This is a genomic window from Saccharopolyspora shandongensis (assembly GCF_900106995.1).
Lineage (GTDB): Bacteria > Actinomycetota > Actinomycetes > Mycobacteriales > Pseudonocardiaceae > Saccharopolyspora > Saccharopolyspora shandongensis.
Genome location: NZ_FNOK01000051.1, coordinates 1 through 25,778, shown reverse-complemented (window position 1 = coordinate 25,778; position 25,778 = coordinate 1). Strand labels below are relative to the sequence as shown.

The following is a 25,778-nucleotide window of genomic DNA, read 5'->3' as shown; positions in this document are numbered from 1 at the left end:
GAACTTATCACTGCCAGAAAGAACAAGACTTGGACTTATAGGTCGCTGGCGACGAGTGTTGTCGGCATGGAGCACAACACCAAGGTCGCCCTGGTAGTGGGGGCCAACGGGGTCATCGGCCGCAACCTCGTCGAGCACCTGGCCACGCTGCCCGACTGGGAGGTGATCGGGCTGTCCCGGCGCGGCGGCGAGAACACCGAGCGGGTCCGGTACGTGGCCGTCGACCTGCTCGACCCGGCGGACACCCGGGCGAAGTTGCGCGAGCTCACCGGCGTCACGCACCTCTTCTACGCGGCCTACCAGGACCGCCCGACCTGGGCCGAACTCGTCCCGCCGAACATGGCGATGCTGACCAACGTCGTCGACGCGGTCGAAGCCGCCGCGCCCGGCCTCCGGCACATCAGCCTCATGCAGGGCTACAAGGTCTACGGCGCGCACCTCGGGCCGTTCAAGACGCCGGCCCGCGAGACCGACGCCCGGCCGATGCCGCCCGAGTTCATGGCCTCCCAGCAGCAGTTCCTGGAACGGCGCCAGCACGGCAAGGCCTGGACCTGGACGGCGCTGCGCCCGTCGGTGGTGGCCGGATTCGCGCTCGGCAACCCGATGAACCTGGCGATGGTGATCGCGGTCTACGCGGCGATCTCGAAGGAACTCGGCCTGCCGCTGCGGTTCCCCGGCAAGCCCGGCGCCTATGACTCGCTGCTGGAGATGACCGACGCCGGCCTGCTGGCGAAGGCGACGGTCTGGGCCGCCACCTCGGAGCGGGCCGAGAACCAGGCGTTCAACATCAACAACGGCGATCTGTTCCGCTGGCGGGAGCTGTGGCCGAAGATCGCCGCGCACTTCGGCCTGGCGGTCGCCGACCCGCTGCCGATGTCGCTGAGCGACGTGATGGCCGACAAGGCCGAGCTGTGGCAGGAGATGGTCGCCGAGCACGGCCTGGAACCGCATGCGTACCAGGAGGTTTCGTCCTGGGGGTTCGGCGACTTCGTCTTCTCCTGGGACTACGACATGTTCGCCGACGGCTCGAAGGCCCGCCGGTTCGGGTTCCACGAGTTCGTCGACACCGAGGCGATGTTCCTGGAGATCTTCGACGACCTGCGCGCCCGCCGCGTCATTCCCTGAGGAGCCCTGGTGGATCTGCAACTGGCCGACAAGGTCTTCGTGGTGACCGGCGCCTCCGCGGGCATCGGCGAGGCGACCGTCCGCCTGCTGGCGGCGGAGGGCGCGAAGGTCGTCGGGGTGGCGCGCACCCCGCACGGCATCTGCGAGCTCGGCAGCGGGATCAGCGCGGTGGCGGCGGACGTCACCGACCCGGACGCCGCCGAGCGGGTCGTGAAGGCCGCGCTGGAGCGGCACGGCCGCCTGGACGGGCTGGTGAACAACGTGGGCGGGCTGCGGTCGCGCGCCGGCTTCCTGGACGTCGCCGACGAGGAGTGGCAGCGGACCTTCGAGCTGAACTTCCACTCGGCGATCCGCATGACCCGGTCGGCGCTGCCCGCGATGCTGGCGCAGGGCGCGGGCAGCGTGGTGCACGTGACCAGCGAGGCGGCGCGCCTGACGGACGTGCCGGTGATCGACTACGCGGCCTCGAAGACCGCGATGCTGTCGGTGTCCAAGGCGCTGGCGATCGAGTTCGGGCCGCGCGGCGTGCGCTCCAACGTCGTCGCGCCCGGCCCGACCCGGACCTGGTTGTGGGACGCGCCGGGCGGCTTCGCGGCGCAGCTGGCGGACCGGTTCGGCCTGCCGGTGGAGGAGGCGGTGGAGCACTTCGTCCGGGACGTCCGCCGCCTGCCGACGGGCCGCCTCGGCGCCCCGGACGACGTGGCCCGGGTGATCGCGTACCTGCTGTCCCCGCTGGCGGCCCAGGTGACCGGAGCGGAGTGGGCGGTCGACGGCGGAGCCCTCCGCCAGCTGTGACATGTCGCGGCTGCCGCGATTTCCGTTGAGGTTTTTTCATTCTCGTTTTGCGTGGCGGTGCGGGTGGCGGAACCTCGGCGTCCGCCTGGGCTGTGGGTGCCCAACCTGATGTGTGTCCGATGCACGGTGGTTGGGCCGTCTTCGCCAGGCGAACGCTGAGAACCCGCAGCGGTGCAAGCTGCGTAGGTGGGCTATGCGCCTGCGGCGCATGCGACTGCTTCCGGGATACGGTCCGTTGGCTGTCGCGGCTGCGGTCACCAACCACGACGAAAACGCTCCTTGAAATCGGACCTTCGACTTCAATGGAAGTCGCGGACCGGCGTTCGCGGCTGGACCGTTTCAGGGTGATCGGCCCCGCGCTGACGGCCGGTGGCGCTACCGTCGGCGAGGCACCCCGCACAGTGAGGAAAGCGATGGCCACCAGCACTCCGCTCGAACGGCAGAACCTGCGCTTCGTGGAGGCGTCGGAACCGATCACCGAACCGATCACGAAGTTCGGCGGCCAGCCGGTGTGGCTGGCCGACCCGACCTGGCCGCTGTCCGCCGACACCGGCCGCCCGATGCGGTTCATCGGCCAGATCCGCCTGCCGGGCGAGGAGGTCCGGCTCGGCTACCTGTTCATGACCGAGGACGGTTCCGACGAGTTCGTCGACGGCACCTACGACCCCACCGCCGGCGAGAACGCCTTCTTCGCCCAGCCCGGCGAGCCTGCGGAGTTCTACCAGGTGGCCAGCATCCGCCGAGGCCCGACGTTCGGCCCGGACCACCACGCGGAACTGGCGCCGCACGACCCGGACGCGGTGGACGACGAGGACGACGACCTGCGCAGCCGGCTGTGGGGCGAACCGGTCTGGCTGCAGGGCGAGGAGTGGCCGGACGAACCCGGCACCTGGCGGTTCGTGGCGCAGCTGGACAGCGCGGACGAGCCGTTCGACATGAACCTCGGCGACGCGGGCGTCGCCTACGCCTTCATCGACGAGAAGACCGGCCAGGGCCGCTTCCTCTGGCAGTGCAGCTAGTTCTCGTGGGTGGCTCTCCCGCCGAGGGCCACCCACGAGCCCGTCAGCTGCGTTCGAGGCGGATGACGACGGCCTTGGAGACCGGCGTGTTCGACTTCTCCGCCACCGAGTTCAGCGGCACCAGCGGGTTGGCCTCCGGGTAGTAGGCCGCCGCGCAGCCCCGCGCGGTCGGGTAGGCGACGATCCGGAAGCGCTCCGCGCGGCGCTCCTCGACCGAGCCGTCCGGCGCCGTCCACTCCGAGATCACGTTCACCAGATCTCCCGCCGCGAAGCCGAGCTCCGCGATGTCCTCGCCGTTGACCAGCACCACGCGGCGGCCGTCCTCGATGCCGCGGTAGCGGTCCGAGAGCCCGTAGATCGTGGTGTTGTACTGGTCGTGGCTGCGCATCGTCTGCAGCAGCAGCCGCCCCGCGGGCACCCGGATGGGCTCCGGGACGTTCACCGTGAAGTTCGCCTTGCCCGTCGCGGTCGGGAACGTGCGGCTGTCGCGCGGCGGGTGCGGCAGCACGAAGCCGTCCGGTTCGCGGACCCGCCGGTTGTAGTCCTCGCAGCCGGGCACCACCTGCGCGATGTGGTCCCGGATCAGGTCGTAGTCGCGCTCGAAGGACTCCCAGCGCACCGGGTGCTCCGGGCCGAGCAGTTCACGCGCCATCCGACAGACGATCGCGACTTCGGAGAGCAGGTGCTCGGACGCCGGCGCGAGCCGTCCGCGCGAGACGTGCACCACCGACATCGAGTCCTCGACGGTCACGAACTGCTCGCCGGTGCCCTGCGCGTCGCGTTCGGTGCGGCCGAGCGTGGGCAGGATCAGCGCGGTGCGGCCCGGGACGACGTGCGAGCGGTTGAGCTTCGTGGACACCTGCACCGTCAGCTCGCAGCCGCGCAGCGCCCGAATGGTCGCGTCGGTGTCCGGCGTCGCGGAGACGAAGTTCCCGCCCATCCCCACGAACGCCTTGACCCGGCCGGCCTGCATGGCGCGGATGGTGTCCACCGTGTCCAGACCGTGCTCCCGCGGCACCGGCACCCCGAACTCGCGCTCCAAGGCGGCCAGGAACTTCTCCGGCATCTTCTCCCAGATGCCCATCGTCCGGTCGCCTTGCACGTTGGAGTGGCCGCGCACCGGGCACACCCCGGCGCCGGGCTTGCCGATCATCCCGCGCAGCAGCAGCAGGTTGACGATCTCGCGGATGGTGGCGACGCCCTGCTTCTGCTGGGTCAGCCCCATCGCCCAGCACGCCACCGTGCGCTGCGAGGAGATCAGCATCTCGGCGATGCGCTCGATCTGCTCGCGGTCCAGCCCGGTGGCCTCGGCGGTGGCCTCCCAGTCGACCTCCCGGGCCTGGGCGGTGAACTCGTCGAAGCCGTGCGCGTGCGCGTCGATGAACTCCTGGTCCACCGCGCCCGCCTTGAGCACCAGCGCGTTGAGGGCCTTGAACAGCGCCAGGTCGCCGCCGATGCGGATCTGCGCGAACTCGTCGGCCAGCTGGGTGCCGTCGCCGACCACACCGCGCACGTTCTGCGGGTTCTTGAACCGCATCAGCCCGGTCTCCGGCAGCGGGTTCACCGCGATGATCCGCCCGCCGCGCCGCTTGACCTTCTCCAGCGACGACAGCATCCGCGGGTGGTTGGTGCCCGGGTTCTGGCCCACCACCAGCACCAGGTCCGCGTGCTCCACATCGGACAGCGATACCGAGCCCTTGCCGATGCCGATGGTCTCGGTCAGCGCCGACCCGGACGACTCGTGGCACATGTTCGAGCAGTCCGGCAGGTTGTTCGTGCCGAAGCTGCGCACCAGCAGCTGGTAGAGGAACGCGGCTTCGTTGCTGGTGCGGCCCGAGGTGTAGAACGCGGCCTCGTCGGGCGAGGCCAGCCCGCGCAGACCGGCCGCGATCACCTCGAACGCCTCGGCCCAGCCGATCGGCCGGTAGTGGCTGTCGCCGTCGCGCAGGATCATCGGCTGCGTCAGCCGGCCCTGCTGGCCGAGCCAGTAGTCGGTCTTGCCGGCGAGCTCGGCGACCGGGTGGCGGGCGAAGAACTCCGGCCCGACCCGCCGCGTCGTCGCCTCCTCGGCGACCGCCTTCGCGCCGTTCTCGCAGAACTCGGCGAGTTTCCGCTTGTCGCCCTCGGCCTCGCGCGGGTCCGGCCACGCGCACCCGGGGCAGTCGAAGCCCGCGCGCTGGTTCAGCAGCGGCAACGTCCGCGCGGTGCGGGTCAGGCCCATCTGCTCCCAGCTGCGTTGCAGCGAGACCAGGACGCCCTTCACGCCCGCCGCAGCGTGGCCGGGCGGACCGACTCGGAGGCCGTTCTCGTCAATGTCCTTCTCGGGCGCTCCACGCGACATTCGCCTAGCGTGCGCCACGGCGAGCAGGCGGGCACGGCCGGGGTGGTGGGAGTCACAACCGCGCTGGTCGCCGCGCAGTCCAATGCCCGGAAAACGCGCTGAACAGGCACTCGTAGAATCCGGTGCGTGACACAGACCCATGACGCTCAGCAACGTGAACTTCCGTCGACCTGGAATCCGGCCGACGTAGAGGCCGAGCTGTACGAGCGCTGGGTAGCCGCCGAATACTTCACCGCCGACCCGAACAGCGACAAGCCGCCGTTCTCGATCGTCATCCCGCCGCCGAACGTCACCGGCAGCCTGCACATCGGGCACGCCTTCGAGCACACCCTGATGGACATCCTCACCCGGCGCCGCCGGATGCAGGGCTACGAGGCGCTGTGGCTGCCGGGCATGGACCACGCGAGCATCGCGGTGCAGGCGCTGGTCGAGCGGCAGCTCCGCGAGGAGGGCGTCGACCACCGCGAGCTCGGCCGCGAGGCGTTCCTGGACCGCGTGTGGCAGTGGAAGGAGAAGCACGGCGGGGCGATCCTGGACCAGATGCGCCGCCTCGGCGACAGCGTCGACTGGAGCCGCGAGCGCTTCACCATGGACGCCGGGCTTTCCCGCGCTGTGCAGACGATCTTCAAGAAGCTCTACGACGACGGGCTGATCTACCGGGCCGAGCGACTGGTCAACTGGTCGCCCAACATGCGCTCGGCGATCAGCGACATCGAGGTGGAGCACAAGGAGGTCGAGGGCGAGCTCGTCTCCATGCGCTACGGCGACGGCGACGACTCGATCGTGGTCGCCACGACCCGGATCGAGACGATGCTCGGCGACACCGCCGTCGCGGTCCACCCCGACGACGAGCGCTACAGGCACCTGGTCGGCACCGAGATCGAGCTGCCGCTGACCGGGCGCAAGATCCCGATCGTCGCGGACGAGCACGTGGACCCGGAGTTCGGCACCGGCGCCGTCAAGGTCACCCCGGCGCACGACCCGAACGACTTCGAGATCGGCAAGCGGCACGACCTGCCGATGCTGACGATCATGGACGAGCAGGGCCGGATCGCCCACACCGGCACGCAGTTCGACGGCATGGACCGGTTCGAGGCGCGGGTCGCCGTCCGCGAGGCGCTGCGCGAGCAGGACCGCATCGTCGCGGAGAAGCGCCCGTACGTGCACAGCGTCGGGCACAGCTCGCGGTCCAAGGAGCCGATCGAGCCGCGGCTGTCGCTGCAGTGGTTCGTCAAGGTCGGTCCGCTGGCCAAGGCCGCGGGCGACGCGGTGCGCGACGGCCGGGTGGCGATCCACCCGCCGGAGATGGCCAAGCGCTACTTCGACTGGGTCGACAACCTGCACGACTGGGCCATCTCGCGGCAGCTGTGGTGGGGCCACCGCATCCCGATCTGGTACGGGCCGAACGGCGAGGTCGTCTGCGTCGGGCCGGACGAGGAGCCGCCGACGGGCGAGGGCTGGCACCAGGACGAGGACGTGCTGGACACCTGGTTCTCCTCGGGCCTGTGGCCGTTCTCCACCATGGGCTGGCCGGAGGACACCGCGGACCTGCGGAAGTTCTACCCGACCAGCGTCCTGGTGACCGGCTACGACATCTTGTTCTTCTGGGTCGCCCGGATGATGATGCTCGGCCTCTACGCGATGAGTGATCGTGAACCCTCCGGTGCCATTCCTTTCCGGGTCATCGCGCTGCACGGCATGGTCCGCGACGCACACGGCAAGAAGATGTCGAAGTCCGCGGGCAACACCGTCGACCCGCTGGTGTGGATGGACACCTACGGCACCGACGCGCTGCGGTTCACCCTGGCGCGCGGGGCGAACCCCGGCACCGACTCGCCGATCAGCGAGGAGTGGGTGGCGGCGTCCCGCAGCTTCGGCACGAAGCTGTTCAACGCCACCAAGTTCGCGATGATGAACGGCGCTAAGGTGCCCGAGCGGCTGGCCGACCGCGGCGAGCTCACCGACGCGGACCGGTGGATCCTGGACGGTGTAGACCAGCTGGTGTCCGATGTGGACGAACTGCTGGAGGACTTCCAGTTCGCCAAGGCGACCGAGGCGCTCTACCACTTCACCTGGGACGAGTTCTGCGACTGGTACCTGGAGCTGTCCAAGGTCCAGCTGGATGCTTCTGGAGCTGGCATGGGCGATAATTCTTCGCCAGCCCATGATCAGCGACCGGGTGCGGGTGTCCCGCAAGACGCTGCTGAGCGGGCGGAGCGGACCCGCGAGGTGCTCGGGTACGTGCTCGACGTGCTGCTGCGGCTGCTGCACCCGACGATCCCGTTCATAACCGAGACCCTGTGGACCGCGCTGACCGGCCGCGAGTCCGTGGTGATCGCGGACTGGCCGACGGTGTCCGGGGCGGCTGCCGACCCCGCCGCCGCGGAGCGGATCACGGCGGCGCAGAAGCTGATCACCGAGATCCGGCGGTTCCGGTCCGATCAGGGCCTCAAGCCGGGGCAGCGGGTCGCGGCCAAGCTCGGCGGCGTCGCGGAGCTGGGGCTGGCCGATCACGTGCCCGCGGTGCGGGCGCTGGCGCGGGTCACCGAGCCGGGCGACGAGTTCACCTCGTCGGCGTCGATCGAGGTCGGGTTGGCCGGCGGCAACGTGTCGGTGGAGCTGGACCTCTCTGGCGCGGTTGACGTGGCCGCCGAGCGCAAGCGGCTGGCCAAGGACCTGGCCGTGGCGGAGAAGGAACTCGCGGGCACCGACAAGAAGCTGAACAACCCGGCGTTCCTGGACAAGGCCCCGGCCGACGTGGTGGACAAGATCAAGGCCCGCCGCGAAACGGCGCAGGCCGACATCGCCCGCATCAACGCGCGTCTGGCTGCGCTGCCGGAGGCCTGATCGGTCGCGAGCGTGCCGGGTGGCGATTTCGCGCGAAATCGCCATCCGGTAGGCGTGGGGAGCGGCGATTTCTCGCGAAATCGCCGCTTTCGCCTTTCCGGACACGGGCTCGGGCCGCGGTCACGGCATCCGCCAGTAGCCGCAGAACATGATGTTGTTCTTCGGCAGGCCCGATCGGACCCAGTGCCGGCGCAGCGACGCGGCCAGGTTGGTTCGGGCAATGCTCAACCCCTTCGTTACTTAGCCATGCCTAACCTTGCCGGAGATTTGGCGGGGCGAGATCGCGGATTCCGGGAACCGGGAATCATCGGCGCGGGTCTTCGCCGGTCGGCCGACCGGCGAGACGTAGACTGACCTCGTCGTTTCGCCGTTCGCAGGGGAGTGAGCACTTGTCCGGCACCGATCCCGCCGCGATGCAGGAACTGCACGTGGTGGAGGCCGAGCTCAACGAACGCTGGCCGGAAACCAAGATCGAACCGTCGCTCGACCGGATCCGGGCGCTCACCGAGCTGCTCGCCGATCCGCAGCACAGCTATCCGGTCGTGCACATCTCCGGTACCAACGGCAAGTCGTCGACGTCGCGCATCGCGGACGCGCTGCTGAGCGGTCTCGGGCTGCGCACCGGCCGCTACACCAGCCCGCACCTGCAGCTGGCCACCGAGCGCATCAGCATCGACGGCGCGCCGATCAGCCCCGAGGGCTACGTCGAGGCCTACCGCGACGTCGCGCCGTACGTGTCCATCGTGGACTCCCGCAGCGACGTCCGGATGAGCAAGTTCGAGGTGCTCACCGGGATGGCGTTCGCGGCCTTCGCCGACGCCCCGGTGGAGGCGGCGGTGATCGAGGTCGGCCTGGGCGGCAGCTGGGACGCCACCAACGTCGCCGACGCGAAGATCGCGGTCGTCTGCCCGGTCGCGCTCGACCACGCCGACTACCTCGGCACCGACCTGGCCTCGATCGCCGGGGAGAAGGCCGGGATCATCAAGCCCGGCTCGATCGCGGTGGTCGCGGCGCAGCCCGCCGAGGCGCAGAAGGTGATCATGGAGCGGGCCGCCGAGGTGGACGCCACGGTCGCCCGTGAGGGCCAGGAGTTCGGCGTCCTCTCGCGGACCGTCGCCGTCGGCGGCCAGCTGCTCCGGCTGCAGGGCCTGGGCGGCGTGTACGACGAGATCTTCCTGCCGTTGCACGGAGAACACCAGGCGCGCAACGCCGTGTTGGCGCTGGCGGCGGTCGAAGCGTTCTTCGGCGCCGGTGCCGACCGGCAGCTCGACGTCGAGCGGGTCCGCGACGCGTTCGCGAACGTCGTGACGCCCGGGCGCCTGGAGCGGGTCCGCGCGGCGCCGACGGTGCTGGTCGACGCGGCCCACAACCCGCACGGCGCACGGGCCCTCGCCGACGCGCTCAGCTCCGAGTTCTCCTTCCGCAAGCTGGTCGCGGTGGTCGGCGTGCTCGGCGACAAGGACGCGCGCGGCATCCTCGCCGAGCTGGAACCGGTGGTCGAGGAGATCGTGCTGACCACGAACTCCTCGCCGCGGGCGATGGATCCCGACGTGCTGGCCGGCGTGGCCAAGGACATCTTCGGCCCGGACCGCATCGTGGTGGAGCCCCGGCTGGACAACGCGGTGGAGACCGCGATCCAGCTGGCCGAGGAGACCGACGAGCCCGGCGAATCGGTTTCCGGCGGCGGCATCGTGATCACCGGGTCCGTGGTGACGGCGGGCGAGGCGCGCGCCCTGTTCGGCAAGGAGCCCGCGTGAGCGAACCGCAAGACACTGGAGCCGTCGTGACCGATCAGCCGAATCCAGAACCGGACAAGGGACTGCCCGAGGCGCCGCCCGGCGTGCGCGACCCGTGGAAGGGTCTGCGCGGGATCATGGCGGGCACCCTGGTGCTGGAGTTCATCGCGTTCATGCTCGCGCTGCCGGTGGTCTGGAAGCTCGGCAGCGGCGTCTCCAGCATCGGCTTCACCATCGTGGCGGTGCTGTCGGTGCTGATGCTGGCGGCGGCGTTCGTGCAGCGCCGCCCGTGGGGCCTCGGCGTGGCGCTGGCCCTGCAGGTCGCGATGGTGCTCTGCTTCTTCGTGCACCCGGCGGTCGGGATCATGGGCGCGGTGTTCGCCGCGGTCTGGGCCTACATGCTGTACCTGCGCCACGACGTCGCCCGGCGCATGCGCGAAGGCCAGCTCTACGACCAGCTCGGCCACCCGCCGGGCTTCCCGCCAGAGAAGACCGACTGACGTCAGCCGATGTCGATGACGGCTCGGCCGACGGTTTCGCCGCGCCTCAGGGCGTCGTAGGCGTCCTGGACCTGTTCGAACGGGTAGTGGCGGCTGATCGCGTCCTGCGGGCGGAGCAGGCCGCGGGCCACCAGGTCGAGCAGCACCGGCATGTCGCGCCGCGGCTTCGCGCCGTAGGAGCCCTTGATCTGCAGTTTCCGCCGGGCGATGGTGGCCAGGTCGAACTCCGCGGTGGTGCCCCTGGCGGCGATGCCGACCACCACGACCTGGCCGCCTTCGACGACCGAGTCGCGCGCGATGTCGAAGGTGGGCACCGCGCCCAGCGCCTCGAAGGCGACGTCCACGCCGCGTCCGCCGGTCAGTTCGCGGATCGCCGCGGGCGCGTCCGCCTCGGCGGAGTTGACCACGTGCGTCGCACCGAGCTTCCGCGCCCCGGCCAGCTTCTCCTCGCTGATGTCCACCGCGATGGTCATCGACGCGCCGAACACCGCCGCCAGCTGGATCAGCGCCGAGCCGACGCCGCCCGCCGCGACCACCGCCACGGTGTCGCCGACCTGCACGTTCGCCGCGTGGCGCAGCGCGCCGTACGCGGTCATCGTCGAGCAGCCCACCGAAGCGACGTCGCTGAGTTCCACGCCGTCCGGCACGCGGTAGACCGACGTCGCGGGCGTGACGCAGCGTTCCGCCAGGCCGCCCATCGAGTACATCCAGACCGGCTCGCCGTCCGGCCGGAACAGCCGGGTCTCGTCGTCGTAGAGCCGCCCCTTGCCGCGGTTGAACTCGAAGAACTTCTCGCAGATCTCCTCGTTGCCGCGCGCGCACTGCGCGCACTGGCCGCACGGCATGATGAAGCTGGTCACCACCCGGTCGCCCACCTCGAACCCGGTGACGTCCGGCCCGAGCTCGGCGATCACGCCGGCCACCTCGTGCCCGAGCACCGTCGGCGTCGGGAACGGCAGTTCTCCCTTGAGCACGTGCAGATCCGTGTGGCAGGCCCCGCAGGACCGCACGTCGATGGCGACCTCGCCGGCCTTCGGCCGGGGATCGGCGAGTTCCTCGATCCGCATCGGCTGGTTCGCGGCGGTGTGCACGGCGGCGCGCATCCGGACCTCCAAGTCAGACCGGCCAGTCGGTTTGCCCGTGAAGCTATCGCGCCGACCCGCCGGACACCAGGCGCGAGCGCGGGAAACCCGCACCGCCGGTGATCGCTCGTGCGCTCTCGGTCGCCCGGCACGAACTCTTCACCTGCGCGTCGACCAGCGGTGATCCACCAGCCGCCTGCCGCGGATAGAACCGGCGGCATGACTCCCGAACCTTCCCAGCTGAACCGGCGCGCCCTGCTCCGCGGCGCCGCCGCCACCGGCCTGGCCGCCACCGGCCTGTTCCTGTCCGGCGCGCCCGCCTTCGCTCGAGGCGGCCGCCCGGTGCTGACCCACGGCGTGCAACTCGGGGACCCGCGCCCGGACGGGGCAGTGGTGTGGACCCGCGCCGACCGGCCGTCGCGGATGTTCGTGGAGGTCTCCCGGCACGCCGACTTCCGCGGCGCGTGGCGGATCCCCGGCCCGGTCCTGACCCCGGAGACCGACGGCACCGGCGAGGTCTGGCTGCGCGGCCTGCCGCCGGGGCAGCAGGCGTACTACCGCGTGATCGCCGAGGACCTCGACGGCCGCGTCGAGAGCGAGGCGCTGACCGGCACCTTCCGCACCGCGCCGCGCGACCGGCGGGACGTGCGCTTCCTGTGGTCCGGCGACGTCGTGGGGCAGGGCTGGGGCATCAACCCGGACGTCGGCGGCATGACGATCTACAACGCGATGGCCGCCCGCAACCCGGACTTCTTCCTGCACAGCGGCGACACGGTGTACGCCGACGGCCCGTTGAAGGAGTCCGTCACGCTGCCCGACGGCCGGATGTGGCGCAACGTCGTGACCGAGGAGAAGTCCAAGGTCGCCGAGACGCTGGCCGAGTACCGCGGGCAGTTCGCCTACAACCTGCTCGACGAGAACGTGCGGCGCTTCGCCGCGCAGGTCCCGCAGCTCGTGCAGTGGGACGACCACGAGGTCACCAACAACTGGTACCCGGGCGAGATCCTGGACCTCGCCCAGTACACGGAGAAGCGCGTCGACGTGCTCGCGGAGCGCGCCTTCCAGGCCTTCCACGAGTGGCAGCCCGTCCGCCACCAGGACGCGGTGGACGGCCGGGTGTACCGGAAGGTCTCGCACGGCCCGCTGCTGGACGTGTTCGTGCTCGACATGCGCAGCTACCGCGACCCGAACTCGGCGGGCACCACGCCGGAGCGGATCCTCGGCGACCGCCAGGCGCGCTGGCTCGTCGACGAGCTCGCCCGCTCCCGCGCGACCTGGAAGGTGATCGCCTCGGACATGCCGATCGGCATCGTCGTGCCGGACGGCGACAAGATCGAGGCCGTGGCCAACGGGCTGCCGGGGGCGCCCAACGGGCGCGAGGCGGAGTTGGCCTGGGTGCTGCAGGAGATCAGCCGCCGCTCGGTGCGCAACACCGTCTGGCTGACCGCCGACGTGCACTACACGGCGGCGATCCACTACGCGCCGGAGCGCGCGGCGTTCGCCGGGTTCGACCCGTTCTGGGAGTTCGTCTCCGGCCCGCTGCACGCCGGCGCGTTCGGGCCGAACAAGCTCGACCCGACCTTCGGCCCGGAGCAGGTGTTCGTCAACGCCCCGACCCGCCAGGGTGCGTCGCCGCTGGAGGGCTTCCAGCACTTCGGCGAGGTCAACATCGATGGCCGCACGGGGCAGCTGACCGTGGACCTCCGCGACCAGTCCGGCCGCTCCCTCTGGGCGAAGACCCTCGACCCGCAGCGCTGACCAGCCACGATCGAGTTATTCAATGAGGTTTTTCCAACCTCGTTCTGCGTGGCGGTGCGGGTGGCGGCCCCCCTGCGGGAGTTACAGCGCCCGCCTGGCTGTGGGTGCCCTGACTTATGTATGCCCAATACACGGCGTCAGGGCCGTCCTCGCCGGAGGAACCCCAGAGGGGTGGGCTCCGTGAACCCGCGGCGGTGCCAGTTGCGAGGGCGGGCCTGAAAGCGCCTGACGGCGCTTGGCGACGGCGCGCACGCAGGCGCAGGTCAGACGCCGCGGCTGCGGTACCCGACCAGGATGAAAAACCCTCAATGGAAGTGGAAGTAGGAAAAGTCGTATTCTTACTTCTATGAAGCTGACGGAGAAGGGACAGGTGACCATCCCGATCGACCTGCGCCGAGAACTCGGGCTTCGGCCGGGCGATCAGATCGAGATCAGATTGGAGGGAAATGCGCTGATCCTCACCCGCGGGCATTCCGTGCCCAGCCGTGGGCAGCGGATCGTGGAGCACCTTCGCGGGCGCGCCAGCGGAGAGGGGCTTTCCACCGACGAGATCATGGCGATGACCCGTGGAGAGTGAATCCGCCCGCGCGCCGGCCACACTGGTCGACTCCGACGTTCTGCTCGATCTGGTCATCGAGGACGGCGAATGGGTCGATTGGTCTTCGGACGCGCTTGAAAAGGCGGCGGAAGAGGGCCCCTTGGTGATCAACCCGTTGATCTTCGCCGAGGTGTCGGTGCGCTTCCCGGCGATCGAGGAAGTCGAGGAGGCGTTCCCGAACGACTTCTTCGTCCGCATGCCGCTGCCGTGGTCGGCGGCGTTCCTCGCGGGAAAGTGCTTCCAGGACTACCGAAGGCGAGGTGGCGAGAAGCGGTCGCCGCTGCCCGATTTCTACATCGGCGCGCATGCGGCGGTGAGCCGGCTTCGCCTGCTGACCCGCGATGCCCGTCGGTACCGCACCTACTTCCCGACGGTCGAGGTGATCGCTCCGGACTGAGGCGGGGCCGTCGCTCGGGGTGTCACCTGCATCGATACCCTGGCGGGCAAATCGGGCGCGGTGCGTGTTCGCACCCGGCGCCACCGGAAATGAAGGAGAAACAACCGTGAGCGAGCGCACCCTGGTCCTGGTCAAGCCCGACGGCGTCGAGCGCGGCCTGGTCGGCGAGGTGATCAGCCGCATCGAGCGCAAGGGCCTGAAGCTGGTCGCGCTGGAGCTGAAGAACGTCGACCGCCAGCTCGCCGAGCAGCACTACGCCGAGCACGACGGCAAGCCGTTCTTCGGCAGCCTGATCGAGTTCATCACCTCCGGCCCGGTCGTGGCCGCGTGCGTCGAGGGCCCGCGCGCGATCGCGGCGTTCCGTCAGCTGGCCGGCGGCACCGACCCGGTCGACAAGGCCGCGCCGGGCAGCATCCGCGGCGATTTCGGCCTCGAGGTCCAGTACAACCTGGTGCACGGCTCCGACTCGGTCGAGTCCGCCGAGCGCGAGCTCAAGCTGTGGTTCCCGGAGATCTGAGCGCCGTGACCGAAACCGGCGTCGAAGTGACCGGGCCGCACCGGGTCGACGCCTCGCACCCGGGCCTGGCGGACGGGCTTGCCGGCCTGTGGGAGCGGGTCACCGCCGCAGGCGGCGCGGTCGGCTTCAGCCCGACCGACCCGGCCGACCGGCTGCGCGCGGCGGCCGCCGCGCTGGTCGAGGAAGTCCAGGCCGAGCGGGCGCACCTGATCACCATCGGCCGGCAGGACGTGCTGCTCGGGATCGGGGTGCTGAGGCAGCGCCAGCTGCCGGTGCGCACGCACACCGGCGAGCTCGCCTGGCTCGCCGTCGACCCCGCCCTGCAGCGCCAGGGCTGGGGCAAGCGGCTGCTCGACGCCGTGCTGGTGCAGGCGCGCGCGATCGGCCTGGAGAAGCTGGACCTGGTCACCCGCAGTGGGCACGACCTGGAGCGCTTCTACGAGGCCAACGGCTGGGTGGAGCGCGGCCGCTGGCCGGGCGCGGTGCGGGTCGCCACCGGCGACGACCGCGACGAGATCTGGTTCACCCGAGACGTCTGAGCACCGGTGTTGCGCGATTTCAATGGGAATCGGAGGTCCGGTTTCCATTGAAATCGCCCCCGGTCTCCCGATTCGGGGCGGACCTCTACCCTGGTCGCGTGCGTGTGGAGTCCGTTTTCGACAGGTTGGAACCGCTGTTGCCGCGCGTCTCCAAACCCGTGCAGTACGTGGGTGGGGAGCTCAACGCGACGGCGAAGGCGTGGGACGACGCCGCCATCCGGTGGTGCCTGATGTACCCCGACGCCTACGAGGTCGGCCTGCCCAACCAGGGCGTGCAGATCCTCTACGAGATCCTCAACGAGCAGCCGGACGTGCTCGCCGAACGCACCTACGCGGTGTGGCCGGATCTCGAGGAGCTGATGCGGGAGCACGACATCCCGCAGTTCACCGTGGACAGCCACCGGCCGGTCGGCGCGTTCGACGTGCTGGGCCTCAGCTTCGCCACCGAACTCGGCTACACCAACATGCTCGGCGCGCTCGACCTCGCGGGCATCCCGCTGCACGCGGTCGATCGCACCGATGACCACCCGATTGTGCTGGCCGGTGGGCACGCGGCGTTCAACCCCGAGCCGATCGCCGACTTCCTGGACGCCGCGGTGCTCGGCGACGGCGAGGAAGCGGTCCTGGAGATCACCGAGGCCATCCGGCGCTGGAAGGCCGAGGGGCGGCCGGGCGGCCGCGAGGAGCTGCTGCTCCGGCTGGCCGAGTCCGGCGGTGTGTACGTGCCGCGGTTCTACGACGTCACCTACGGTCCCGACGGCACGATCTCCGAGGTCGTGCCGAACCGCGACCGGGTGCCGTACCGCGTCTTCAAGCGGACGACCATGGAGCTCGACGACTGGCCGTACCCGAAGAAGCCGCTGGTGCCGCTGGCCGAGAGCGTGCACGAGCGGATGAGCGTGGAGATCTTCCGCGGCTGCACCCGCGGCTGCCGGTTCTGCCAGGCCGGGATGATCACCCGGCCGGTGCGGGAGCGGTCCATCGAGGGCATCGGCGAGATGGTGCAGCGCGGGCTGGAGGCCACCGGTTTCGAAGAGGTCGGCCTGCTGTCGCTGAGCTCGGCCGACCACTCCGAGATCGCCGAGATCACCAAGGGGCTGGCGGACCGCTACGAGGGCACCAACACCGGGCTGTCGCTGCCGTCGACCCGGGTGGACGCCTTCAACATCGACCTGGCCAACGAGCTGTCCCGCAACGGCCGCCGCTCGGGCCTGACCTTCGCGCCGGAGGGCGGCAGCGAGCGGATCCGGCGGGTGATCAACAAGATGGTGTCGGAGGAGGACCTGATCCGCACCGTCTCCGCCGCATTCGCCAACGGCTGGCGGCAGGTCAAGCTGTACTTCATGTGTGGACTGCCGACCGAGACCGACGAGGACGTGCTGCAGATCGCGGAGATGGCCAAGCAGGTCATCCGGGCCGGTCGGGAGGTCTCGGGCCGCAAGGACATCCGCTGCACGATCTCGATCGGCGGTTTCGTGCCGAAGCCGCACACCCCGTTCCAGTGGGCGTCGCAGTGCGATCCGGACACCATCGACGAGCGGCTGCGCAAGCTGCGCCAGGAGATCAACACCGATCGCAGCCTGGGCCGCAACATCGGCATGCGCTACCACGACGGCAAGCCGACGATGGTCGAGGGACTGCTGTCGCGCGGTGACCGCCGGATCGGCCGGGTCATCGAGCGGGTGTGGCGCGAGGGCGGCCGGTTCGACGGTTGGAACGAGTACTTCTCGTTCGAACGCTGGATGTCCTGCGCCGCCGCCGAGCTCGAACCGCTGGGCGTGGACGTGCACTGGTTCACCACCCGCGAGCGCGGCGAGGCCGAGGTGCTGCCGTGGGACCACCTCGACTCCGGGCTCGACAAGGAGTGGTTGTGGGCCGACTGGCAGGACGCGCTGGACGCCCGCGAGCAGGACGACTGCCGCTGGACGCCGTGCTTCGACTGCGGCGTGTGCCCGACGATGGGCACCGACATCGAGGTCGGTCCGACCGGGCGGAAGTTGCTGCCGATCTCTCCGGTCGGCCAGGGCTCCCCGGTCAGCAACCCGGCCTTCAACGGCTGACTACCGAATTTTCCCTGGTCAAGTGGCATTGCGTCGGGGTGTGCGAGGTTCTGGCCGAAACCTCGCACGTCCCGGCGGAGCGCTCGGTTCCGGGGTGGTGGCCGGGGTACGGTCCTTCGAAATATGAACCGCAGGTGTTGTCACACGGCGGTTGAGCACGCAAGCATCGACATCGGAGCGGTCGACGAGGACCGCCGATGACGATCACTGGTCGGGGAGGGCATCCTGAGTCGGCGAGATCACCCCAATCCCTCGGCGCCACCGGTGCAGAAGCTGCGCCTGCGTTACGCCAAACGGGGGCGGCTGCGCTTCACCTCGCACCGCGATGTGGCGCGCACCTTCGAACGCGCCCTGCGGAGGGCTGGGGTACCGATGGCGTATTCCCAGGGCTTCAGCCCGCACCCGAAGGTGTCCTGGGCCGGTGCGGTGCCCACCGGCGTGTCCAGCGTGGCCGAGTACGTCGAGCTCCAGCTCGTCGAGCGGCTCGACCCGGCGACGCTGTCCGCCGAGCTCAACTCGGCACTGCCAGACGGGATCGACGTGCTCGACGCGGTCGAGGCCGAGCCGGGGCCGCTCGCGGACCGGCTGCAGGTGAGCCGGTGGCGGATCGACATCCCCGGCACGGACGTCGCCGAGCTGCGTGACGCCGCAACGGCGCTGATGGCGGCCGACACCGCGCTGGTGGAGCGGATGACCAAGGACGGTCGCCGCACCATCGACGCGCGGGCCGCATTGGTCAGCGCGGAGGTGCAGGACGGCCGACGGACAGTCGCGGAGAGTGATCAAATTTCCGCGTCGACCGCCCAGGTGGACGATTGGCCGAAGGCATCGGAACCGTATGGGATACTTGTAACGGTCGTGCGGCAGACAACACCGGTCGTACGACCCGACGACGTACTGAGCGCCCTGCGTGTCGTCGCCGGTCTGGCACCGTCGGCCGCCGCTAGAGCGACCCGGCTGGAGCAGGGTCGGCTCGACGACGGGGGAGGGATTGTCGACCCGTTGGCCCGGGCCTCAGGCGGCGGCCGGATTCCGGCGGGAGAGCCCGCGGCGGAGTGACGGGCGGCGCGGACGTCGTCGACCCGCCGTGTGACTTCCCGGCCTGAAGGCCCGGGGCGGAGGGAACACCAGAATTGCCGTCGCCCGCGGGCGGCGGAGACCGAAGATCGCACATGCCTCTGTGCGGCCGCGTCCACCCGGACGCGCCCGGGGGCGGAGGAGCTGGATGTTGAACATGGATACGCCCGCTGGAAGCGCCAGCGGGCAATCGCCCACACCCACCCGCGACGAGCAGGGCACGATCGAGCTGCCCGCCAAGCTCCGGGTGCATGCACTGGCCAAGCTGCTGGGCGCCAGCAGCCGGGAGATCATCACGACGCTGGAATCGATCGGCGAATCGGTTCGCAGCGCCCAGTCGAACATCACCCGTGACGTCGCTCTGCAGGTGGTGCAGGCCCTGCACCCCGAGATGGTGGCCGAAACGGAGAACGTGGCCGAGCAGGAGCAGAGCGAGCCCCAGGCCGAGCCGGAATCCCAGGCCCCGGCGGAAGCCGCAGCCCAAGCCGAGCCGGAGGCGGAGCCCGCGGCTGAAGCGCAGCCCGCTGTCGAGCCCGCGGTGCCGGCGGCGGATTTCGCGTCCGCCGGGGTCGAGCCTGCCGCCGGGACGTCCGCTGCGCCGGGGCTGACGCCCCTGTTCGCCGCGCCGGCGCCGGAGGCGATGTTCCTCGCGCCCCAGCCCGAGACGCGACAGGTGCCGAAGGCCGCCGAGCCGGCGCCGGCGCCGGTGGAGGTGCGCCAGGAGCCCGAGGAGACCGAGGCGACCGAGGCCGAGCAGCCTGCATCGACCGCCGCCGAGACCGACGACGAGAGCGAGCCGGCTGGTCGCCGTCGTCGCCGTCGCGGTCGCCGAGGCCGTGGCCGTGGCCGCGGTGCCGAGTCGGAGTCGGGCGAGGAGGAGACCGAGACCGCCGAGGAGACCGCCGCCGAGGCCGCCGAATCGGCTGAGGAGGAAGCCGCGGAGGAGCAGGCGGCCGAGGCCGAGGGCTCGGGTGACTCCAACCGCCGTCGTCGCCGTCGCCGCCGCCGCAAGGGCTCCGCGGACGACGAGAGCAGCGCCCGCGAGGACGATCCGCCGAACACCGTCGTGCACGTGCGCGAGCCGGCCGCGGCGGAGACCCGCCAGGACAGCAGCGACGACGAGGTGCGCGCGGTCAAGGGCTCGACGCGGCTGGAGGCCAAGCGGCAGCGCCGCCGGGACGGCCGCGAGGCCGGTCGCCGCCGGGCCCCGGTGCTCTCCGAGGCCGAGTTCCTGGCCCGCCGCGAGTCGGTGGACCGCAAGATGGTCGTCCGGCAGAACGGCGACCAGACCCAGATCGCGGTGCTCGAGGACAACGTCCTCGTCGAGAACTTCGTGACCTCGTCGGGCTCCGGCTCGCTGGTCGGCAACGTCTACCTCGGGCGCGTGCAGAACGTGCTGCCCAGCATGGAGGCGGCGTTCGTCGACATCGGCCGCGGCCGCAACGCGGTGCTCTACGCCGGTGAGGTGGACTGGGACGCCGCCGGGCTGGCCGGCAAGGCCCGCCGCATCGAGCAGGCCCTGCAGACCGGTGACAGCGTCCTGGTGCAGGTCACCAAGGACCCGGTCGGTCACAAGGGCGCGCGCCTGACCACCCAGATCAGCCTGCCCGGCCGATTCCTGGTGTACGTGCCGGGCGGCGGCGCGACCGGCATCAGCCGCAAGCTCCCGGACACCGAGCGCAAGCGGCTCAAGGAGATCCTCAAGCGGATCGTGCCGGACAACGCCGGGGTGATCATCCGCACCGCGTCGGAGGGCACCAGCGAAGAGGCGCTGGACCGCGACGTGCGGCGCCTGCAGGCGCAGTGGGAGGTCATCAAGGAGAAGGCCGAGACGCCGGGCGCGCAGGCCCCGCAGCTGCTCTACGAGGAGCCGGACCTGCTGATCAAGGTCGTCCGCGACCTGTTCACCGAGGACTTCACGGCCATGACCGTCCAGGGCAACGACGCCTGGGACACCATTGAGGCCTACGTCAGGCACGTCGCGCCGGACCTGGCGCAGCGGCTGTCGAAGCACGTCGGCAAGAACGACGTGTTCACCGAGCAGCGGATCAACGAGCAGATCGCGAAGGCCCTGGACCGCAAGGTCTGGCTGCCCTCCGGCGGTTACCTGGTGATCGACCGCACCGAGGCCATGACGGTGATCGACGTCAACACCGGCAAGTTCACCGGCTCCGGGGGCAACCTGGAGGAGACGGTCACCCGCAACAACCTGGAGGCGGCCGAGGAGATCGTCCGGCAGCTCCGGTTGCGCGACATCGGCGGCATCATCGTCATCGACTTCATCGACATGGTGCTGGAGTCCAACCGCGACCTGGTGCTGCGCCGCCTCACCGAGTGCCTGGGCCGGGACCGCACCCGCCACCAGGTCGCCGAGGTGACCTCGCTGGGCCTGGTGCAGATGACCCGCAAGCGGGTCGGCACCGGCCTGCTGGAGGCCTACAGCAGCACCTGCGAGCACTGCCGCGGTCGCGGCCTGCTCGTCTCGACCGAGCCGGTCACGCAGCCGAACGGGCAGGCGGGCGGGAACAACGGTGCCCGCCGGAACCGGCAGCGGGGCAAGCAGCACGAGCACGAGCAGCACGCCCAGCAGGAGACGCGCACCGAGGCCAAGGCCGAGGCTCTCAAGGTCGAGGCGCCCAAGACCGAAGAGCCCAAGGTCGAGGCACCGAAGGTCGAAGAACCCAAGGCCGAGCCTGTCAAGGCCGAGGAGCCGAAGGCGGCGGCCGCCAAGGTCGAAGAGGTCAAGCCGGAGCCCGTCAAGACCGAGCCCGTCAAGACCGAGCCCGTCGAGGCCGTGAAGGCCGAGCCCGCGCCGGTGGCGAAGGCCGAGCCGGAGGCGCTGAAGCCGGAGCCCGTCGTCGAGCCGAAGGCGGAGGCGGCGAAGCCGGTCGTCGAGCCGAAGGCGGTCGAGCCCGAGGCGGAGCCTGCCGCGGCGAACGGTCGGCCGCGGCGCAAGGCGACGCGGGCCGCCGGCAGCGCCGGCGCGGCGGCGGTGACGCCGCTGGTGGTCAGCAAGCCGGCCGAGCCGCAGGAGGCCGCCCAGAACGGCCTGCCGAGCGTCGCTCCGGCAGCTCCGGTGCGGCGGGTTCGCCGGTCCGCGTCCCGTCCGGCGGGACCCCCGGTGGAGTAAGCCCCGTCCGGGGCTGAGCAGATACGAGGGAATGGCCGATTCGTTCAAGAACGGATCGGCCATTCTTCTTATCGTCGGCGCATGATTCGATGCACCGCCGAGCGCGTGGCCGCCGTCGAGCAGTTCGTCTGGCTGACCGCGCGCGTGCTGGAACAACGCCGTTTCGAGTTCTTGTTCGCCGGGGGCAGCGCCGACGGCGTGCTGGCCGCGCTCGACGCCTACCGCTGCGCGGACGGCGGCTACGGCTACGCCTTGGAGCCCGACTCGCGCGGTCCGCTCAGCCAGCCGCTGCAGACCTTCACGGCGCTGCTGATCCTCGACGAGGTCGGGGCCTGCGACGGGGCCGCCGTGGCGCGGGTCTGCGATTACCTGGTTTCGATCACGCGCCCGGACGGCGGCGTGCCCGCGGGCGACACCCGGCTGCGGGACTACCCGCACGCGCCGTGGATTCCGATCGTCGAAGAGCCCGAGGGCAGCCTGCTCACTACCGGCCTGCTTGCGGCCCTGCTGCACAAGAACCGGATCGAGCACCCGTGGCTGACCGGGGCCACCGAGTTCTGCTGGCGGCGGATCGAGGAGCTGACCGAGAGCCACCCCTACGAGGTGCAGGCCGCGGTGTCGTTCCTCGACCACGTGCCCGATCGCGATCGGGCACGTGCCGCGGCCGGGAAGCTGGGCGAGCTCGTGCGGGAGAAGGGGTTCGTGCTGCTCGACCCGCGGCATCCTGAACGGGCTCAGGTGCCTCCCGGCTACGCGCCCGGCGAGCTGCACTGCGTCTGGGACTACGCGCCGGAGCCGACGAGCCTGGCGCGCTCGTGGTTCTCCGATGACGAGATGGCCCGCGGGCTCGACCACCTCGCCGGCCTGCAGGAGGATGACGGCGGCTGGCCGATCCGCTGGCGCGCCTGGGCGCCCGGCACCCACCTGGAGTGGCGACCGCGGGTGGCCATCGATGCCCTGTGCACCCTCCGCGCCTACGACCAGGTCTGATCCACGGCATTCCCGACCTTGCTCACCTGTGCTAGATTTTGCTCATGCGAGCAAATTCCGGCTCAGGTGAGCAAGGACGGTCGTTCACCGAGCGGGGCCGGCGGGCGCAGATCGTCGAGGCCGCCATCGACACGATCGTCGAGCTCGGCTACTCGCGTGCGTCGTTCGGGCAGATCGCCAAGCGGGCCGGGCTGAGCAGCACGGGGATGATCTCCTACCACTTCCGGAACAAGGCCGAGCTGATGCAGCAGGTGGTCACCGATGTTTACGCGGTGGCCGAGGAGCTGGTGGGGGAGCGCATCGAGGCGGCGGGCACGGCGCGCGAGCGGCTCCGGGCGTTCATCGAGTCCAGTGTGGACTTCTACCGCGCGCACCACCGGAAGATCCGGGCGCTCACTGAGATCTTCCTGAACGAGCGCGGCGACGACGCGGCGCTGCCGCACCGGCGGGAACTCGAAGGCATGCGGGAACTGCTCCGCGCCGGCCAGCTGGCCGGGGAGTTCCGGGACTTCGACCCGCACGTGATGGCCGTGGCGCTGCGCCACGCGCTGGACGGCGTCGCGCTGCGCCTCGGCGTGGAGCCCGACGCCGACGCCGACCTCTACGCCCGCGAGCTCGCGACCATGTTCGACCTGGCCACCCGGGCCGGGTGAGCAACGCACGGAGGTACCGTGGAAGACATCGTGGAGCTGGACTCGGGTCGCGTGCTCGGCCGGACCTTCGAGAAATACCGGCTCTTCCAAGGGATTCCCTACGCCGCGCCGCCGGTCGGCGAGCTGCGCTGGAGTTCGCCGCAGCCCGTCGAGCCGTGGCCGGACGTGCGGGACGCGACCGCGCCGGGGAACCCGTGCCCGCAGCTCCCGCAGGACTTCGCCGACATCGCAAGCCTGGACGAGGACTGCCTGTTCCTGAACGTGACCGCGCCCCGCGGCGGCGGCCGCAAGCCGGTGATGGTGTGGCTGCACGGCGGCGGCGGGGCCAACGGCGAGGGCGCGATCTTCGACGCGCACCGGCTCGCCGCAGCCGAGGACGTCGTCGTGGTCACGCCGAACTCGCGGCTGGGCATCTTCGGCAACTTCGGCTACCCAGGCTTGGCGGGAGGCGGCGGTTTCGGCCTTGAAGACCAGCAGGCGGTGTTGCGCTGGGTGCAGCGCAACATCGGCGAGTTCGGCGGGGACCCGGGCAACGTGACGTTGTTCGGCGAGTCCTACGGCGGGCTCAACGTCAGCGCGCACCTGGTAGCGCCCGGCTCTGCCGGGCTGTTCCACCGGGCGATCGTGCAGAGCGGCTTCGCACTGCTGCACGCCCCGGCAAACGGCTGGGCGCCCGGCTCGCCGGAGCTGCCGACCATGTGGATGTCCACAGTGGAATTGGAAGCTCTGGCCGAGCACCTGGTCGGCGAGCTCGGCTGGGTGCGGCCCGGGCAAGGCCCGGCGATCGAGCAGCTGCGCCGCGTCCCGGTCGAGCAGCTGGTCAACGTGTCGTCGGTGTTCAGCAGGCCGGCGTTCGGCGGTGCGGTGCTGCCGGAATCCCCGGTGCCGGCGCTGCCCGCCGGGCGGTTCCACCGGGTCCCGGTGCTCACCGGCGGAACCCGGGACGAGGCCAGGCTGTTCACGGCGCTGTTCTGGGACGCAGCCGGTCAGCCGATCACGGCCGACGGCTACGACAAGCTGCTCGCCGAGGCCTTCGACGCCGCGGCGGACGACGTCGCGCAGCAGTACCCCGCCGATGCGTACCCGACGCCCAGCGTGGCGTGGGCGGACGTCGTCGGCGACTGCGCCTGGGCGCGCTCGGTGTGGGACTTCGCGAACGCCCTGAGCGCGGACACCGCCACCTACGTCTACGAGTTCGCCGACCGCGACGCGCCGCCGGTCGTGCCGTTCCCGCCAGGATTCCCGCCGGGCGCCCACCACTCCGCCGAGGTGCCCTACCAGTTCGACCTCGGCGAGCCGGCACCGCTGAACGACGCGCAGTGGCGGCTGGCGGCGACGATGAACCGCTACTGGGCGAACTTCGCGCGCAGCGGCGACCCCAACGGGCCGGATCTGCCCGGCTGGCCGCGGTTCTCGGCCGCCGAGCCGCGGGTGCAGTCGTTGCACCCGGACGAGATCGCCGGGATCGACTTCGCCGCCCGCCACCGCCTGGAGTTCTGGGCCCGGCGGGTCAGCGGGGCGTGAAGTACTGGCCCGGAGTCACGCCGGCCAGGCGGCGGAATTCACGCGTGAGGTGCGCTTGGTCGGCGTAGCCGGTGGCGTGGGCGAGCTCCGCGAGCCCGCCGGGGCCGGTGCCGCGCCGCATTGCCCGCTGGAAGCGGAGCACGGCTGAGAGGAGCTGCGGTCCGTAGCCGACGGCGGCGGTGACGCGTCGCCGCAGTTGGCGCTCGGACAACCCGAGTGTGTCGGCGAGCGTCGGAACCGCGAGCGGGGCGGGGGAGTCGAGGGCCGCTACGACGGCGGAAAGCGCCGGATCGGGCCGGTATTCCGACAACCGAGAACAGGCGAATTCCTCGAGGATCCGCCCCGCCTGCTCCGGCGCATCGCGGATCCTGTCCACTGTGCACCGGATCAAGGCGCCCCAGCAGTCGAGGCCGTCGATCTGAAGATCGCGCAGCTCGGTGGCGGGAACATCACCCAGCAGCAGCCGGGCGGCGCCGGGCCTGGCCCGGATCCCGGTGATTCTGCTCCCCGGCGGCAGCTCCGCGAGCCGGGCGGCGGTGTCCGGCCCGACCACGTCGAGGCGGTCGCCCATCCAGATCAGGTCCACGCAGCCGTCCGGGACCACGCGCTGCACGTGGCCGCCCGCGTCCGCCCCGTGCGTCCACACGCAGGCGATCGCCCCGGTCAGCGCGCCGACCGGCGGCCGCTCCCGATACCGGCTCACGACCCCATGATGCCCACCGGCCCCGACACCGGAACGCGAAGGGCCCCGCCGACCTGAACTGGTCCCCGGAGGTTGGACTGAGGAATTCAGTTCCGATCTCCGGGGAGCGGTTGTATGGCTGGGCGAAGTTCGTTGAGCGTGGAGCAGCGTGCCGCGGCGGTAGGGTTGTTCGATGACGGTTGGGCGGATCGTGCGGTCGCGACCAGGCTTGGTGTGTCTCGCCCGGCGGTGGCCCGGTTGTATGGCCGGTGGCGGGTTCGCGGGGGTGCGGCGCTGGTGAGTAAGCCGTCCAGGCGGGTTTTCACCGTCGAGTTCAAGCTCGAGGTGGTGCGGCGTTTCCTTGCTGGTGAGACGAAGACCGATCTCGCTTGTGAGTTCGATCTGTCG

The 25,778-nt window shown here is 70.7% G+C and carries 21 protein-coding genes; 18 read left to right on the top strand and 3 right to left on the bottom strand.

Annotation, left to right across the window (positions count from 1 at the left end; translation table 11 throughout):
- Nucleotides 1-66 precede the first annotated feature (66 nt).
- The 3 genes from BLW84_RS35930 to BLW84_RS35920 all read left to right on the top strand — a co-directional run bounded on the left by BLW84_RS35930 (nt 67) and on the right by BLW84_RS35920 (nt 2,939).
- Nucleotides 67-1,125, top strand: coding sequence for an SDR family oxidoreductase (locus BLW84_RS35930; protein ID WP_093274965.1), 1,059 nt, complete (start codon nt 67-69; stop codon nt 1,123-1,125).
- Nucleotides 1,126-1,134: 9 nt separating this feature from the next.
- The gene (locus BLW84_RS35925; RefSeq protein WP_093274962.1) at nt 1,135-1,920 is read left to right on the top strand and encodes an SDR family NAD(P)-dependent oxidoreductase; all 786 of its coding nucleotides are present in this window, start codon (nt 1,135-1,137) and stop codon (nt 1,918-1,920) included.
- 413 nt (nt 1,921-2,333) lie between these two features.
- Complete coding sequence (locus BLW84_RS35920; protein WP_093275051.1) at nt 2,334-2,939, top strand: YwqG family protein; 606 nt, start codon at nt 2,334-2,336, stop codon at nt 2,937-2,939.
- A gap of 43 nt (nt 2,940-2,982) precedes the next feature.
- On the opposite strand, the gene BLW84_RS35915 is transcribed toward BLW84_RS35920, so the two are convergent.
- Nucleotides 2,983-5,280 carry an FdhF/YdeP family oxidoreductase gene (locus BLW84_RS35915; RefSeq protein ID WP_093274960.1) on the bottom strand — a complete coding sequence of 766 codons (2,298 nt, stop codon included), beginning with the start codon at nt 5,278-5,280 and terminating at the stop codon, nt 2,983-2,985.
- A 126-nt stretch (nt 5,281-5,406) separates the two neighbouring features.
- Here BLW84_RS35915 and BLW84_RS35910 point away from each other — a divergent pair, with 126 nt between their 5' ends.
- From BLW84_RS35910 to BLW84_RS35900, 3 genes are all read left to right on the top strand, one after another.
- On the top strand, nt 5,407-8,127 hold the full coding sequence (locus tag BLW84_RS35910) for a valine--tRNA ligase (protein WP_093274957.1): 2,721 nt from the start codon (nt 5,407-5,409) through the stop codon (nt 8,125-8,127).
- Between the two features lie 389 nt (nt 8,128-8,516).
- A complete protein-coding gene (gene folC / locus BLW84_RS35905) occupies nt 8,517-9,884 on the top strand; it encodes a bifunctional tetrahydrofolate synthase/dihydrofolate synthase (protein ID WP_093274954.1) in 1,368 nt (455 codons plus the stop codon).
- Complete coding sequence (locus tag BLW84_RS35900) at nt 9,881-10,363, top strand: DUF4233 domain-containing protein (protein ID WP_177226872.1); 483 nt, start codon at nt 9,881-9,883, stop codon at nt 10,361-10,363. The genes folC and BLW84_RS35900 overlap by 4 nt, the downstream gene beginning before the upstream one ends.
- A 2-nt stretch (nt 10,364-10,365) precedes the next feature.
- Here BLW84_RS35900 and BLW84_RS35895 read toward each other — a convergent pair whose 3' ends face one another.
- Nucleotides 10,366-11,466: a zinc-binding dehydrogenase gene (locus BLW84_RS35895; RefSeq protein WP_093274951.1), complete on the bottom strand. Its 1,101-nt coding sequence runs from the start codon at nt 11,464-11,466 to the stop codon at nt 10,366-10,368.
- Between the two features lie 198 nt (nt 11,467-11,664).
- Between BLW84_RS35895 and BLW84_RS35890 the strand changes: the two genes are divergently transcribed.
- The 11 genes from BLW84_RS35890 to BLW84_RS35840 all read left to right on the top strand — a co-directional run bounded on the left by BLW84_RS35890 (nt 11,665) and on the right by BLW84_RS35840 (nt 24,688).
- Nucleotides 11,665-13,203, top strand: a complete 1,539-nt coding sequence (locus BLW84_RS35890) for an alkaline phosphatase D family protein (protein ID WP_093274950.1) — start codon at nt 11,665-11,667, stop codon at nt 13,201-13,203.
- 346 nt (nt 13,204-13,549) lie between these two features.
- Nucleotides 13,550-13,780 (top strand): AbrB/MazE/SpoVT family DNA-binding domain-containing protein, encoded by a 231-nt coding sequence (locus tag BLW84_RS35885; protein ID WP_093274948.1) that lies wholly within the window; start codon nt 13,550-13,552, stop codon nt 13,778-13,780.
- Entirely contained in the window at nt 13,770-14,198 is a 429-nt protein-coding gene (locus BLW84_RS35880) for a type II toxin-antitoxin system VapC family toxin (protein ID WP_093274945.1), read from the top strand. The genes BLW84_RS35885 and BLW84_RS35880 overlap by 11 nt, the downstream gene beginning before the upstream one ends.
- Nucleotides 14,199-14,304: 106 nt before the next feature.
- A complete protein-coding gene (gene ndk / locus BLW84_RS35875; RefSeq protein ID WP_093274943.1) occupies nt 14,305-14,715 on the top strand; it encodes a nucleoside-diphosphate kinase in 411 nt (136 codons plus the stop codon).
- Between the two features lie 5 nt (nt 14,716-14,720).
- Nucleotides 14,721-15,254 carry a GNAT family N-acetyltransferase gene (locus BLW84_RS35870; protein ID WP_093274940.1) on the top strand — a complete coding sequence of 178 codons (534 nt, stop codon included), beginning with the start codon at nt 14,721-14,723 and terminating at the stop codon, nt 15,252-15,254.
- Nucleotides 15,255-15,352: 98 nt separating this feature from the next.
- Nucleotides 15,353-17,314 carry a TIGR03960 family B12-binding radical SAM protein gene (locus tag BLW84_RS35865; protein ID WP_093274938.1) on the top strand — a complete coding sequence of 654 codons (1,962 nt, stop codon included), beginning with the start codon at nt 15,353-15,355 and terminating at the stop codon, nt 17,312-17,314.
- A gap of 264 nt (nt 17,315-17,578) precedes the next feature.
- Nucleotides 17,579-18,373: a TIGR03936 family radical SAM-associated protein gene (locus tag BLW84_RS35860; protein WP_093274934.1), complete on the top strand. Its 795-nt coding sequence runs from the start codon at nt 17,579-17,581 to the stop codon at nt 18,371-18,373.
- A gap of 166 nt (nt 18,374-18,539) precedes the next feature.
- On the top strand, nt 18,540-21,521 hold the full coding sequence (locus tag BLW84_RS35855; RefSeq protein WP_093274930.1) for a translation initiation factor IF-2 N-terminal domain-containing protein: 2,982 nt from the start codon (nt 18,540-18,542) through the stop codon (nt 21,519-21,521).
- Nucleotides 21,522-21,602: 81 nt separating this feature from the next.
- Complete coding sequence (locus BLW84_RS35850) at nt 21,603-22,511, top strand: hypothetical protein (RefSeq protein ID WP_093274928.1); 909 nt, start codon at nt 21,603-21,605, stop codon at nt 22,509-22,511.
- A gap of 44 nt (nt 22,512-22,555) precedes the next feature.
- Nucleotides 22,556-23,164 carry a TetR/AcrR family transcriptional regulator gene (locus tag BLW84_RS35845; protein WP_093274925.1) on the top strand — a complete coding sequence of 203 codons (609 nt, stop codon included), beginning with the start codon at nt 22,556-22,558 and terminating at the stop codon, nt 23,162-23,164.
- An 18-nt stretch (nt 23,165-23,182) separates the two neighbouring features.
- Nucleotides 23,183-24,688 carry a carboxylesterase/lipase family protein gene (locus BLW84_RS35840; protein WP_093274923.1) on the top strand — a complete coding sequence of 502 codons (1,506 nt, stop codon included), beginning with the start codon at nt 23,183-23,185 and terminating at the stop codon, nt 24,686-24,688.
- Here the strand turns inward: BLW84_RS35840 and BLW84_RS35835 are convergent.
- The gene (locus BLW84_RS35835) at nt 24,675-25,391 is read right to left on the bottom strand and encodes a helix-turn-helix transcriptional regulator (RefSeq protein ID WP_093274920.1); all 717 of its coding nucleotides are present in this window, start codon (nt 25,389-25,391) and stop codon (nt 24,675-24,677) included. The two genes, BLW84_RS35840 and BLW84_RS35835, sit on opposite strands and share 14 nt — an antisense overlap.
- Before the next feature lie 138 nt (nt 25,392-25,529).
- Between BLW84_RS35835 and BLW84_RS35830 the strand changes: the two genes are divergently transcribed.
- Nucleotides 25,530-25,778: helix-turn-helix domain-containing protein (locus tag BLW84_RS35830; RefSeq protein WP_177226871.1), on the top strand; the 249-nt coding region annotated here is incomplete at its 3' end.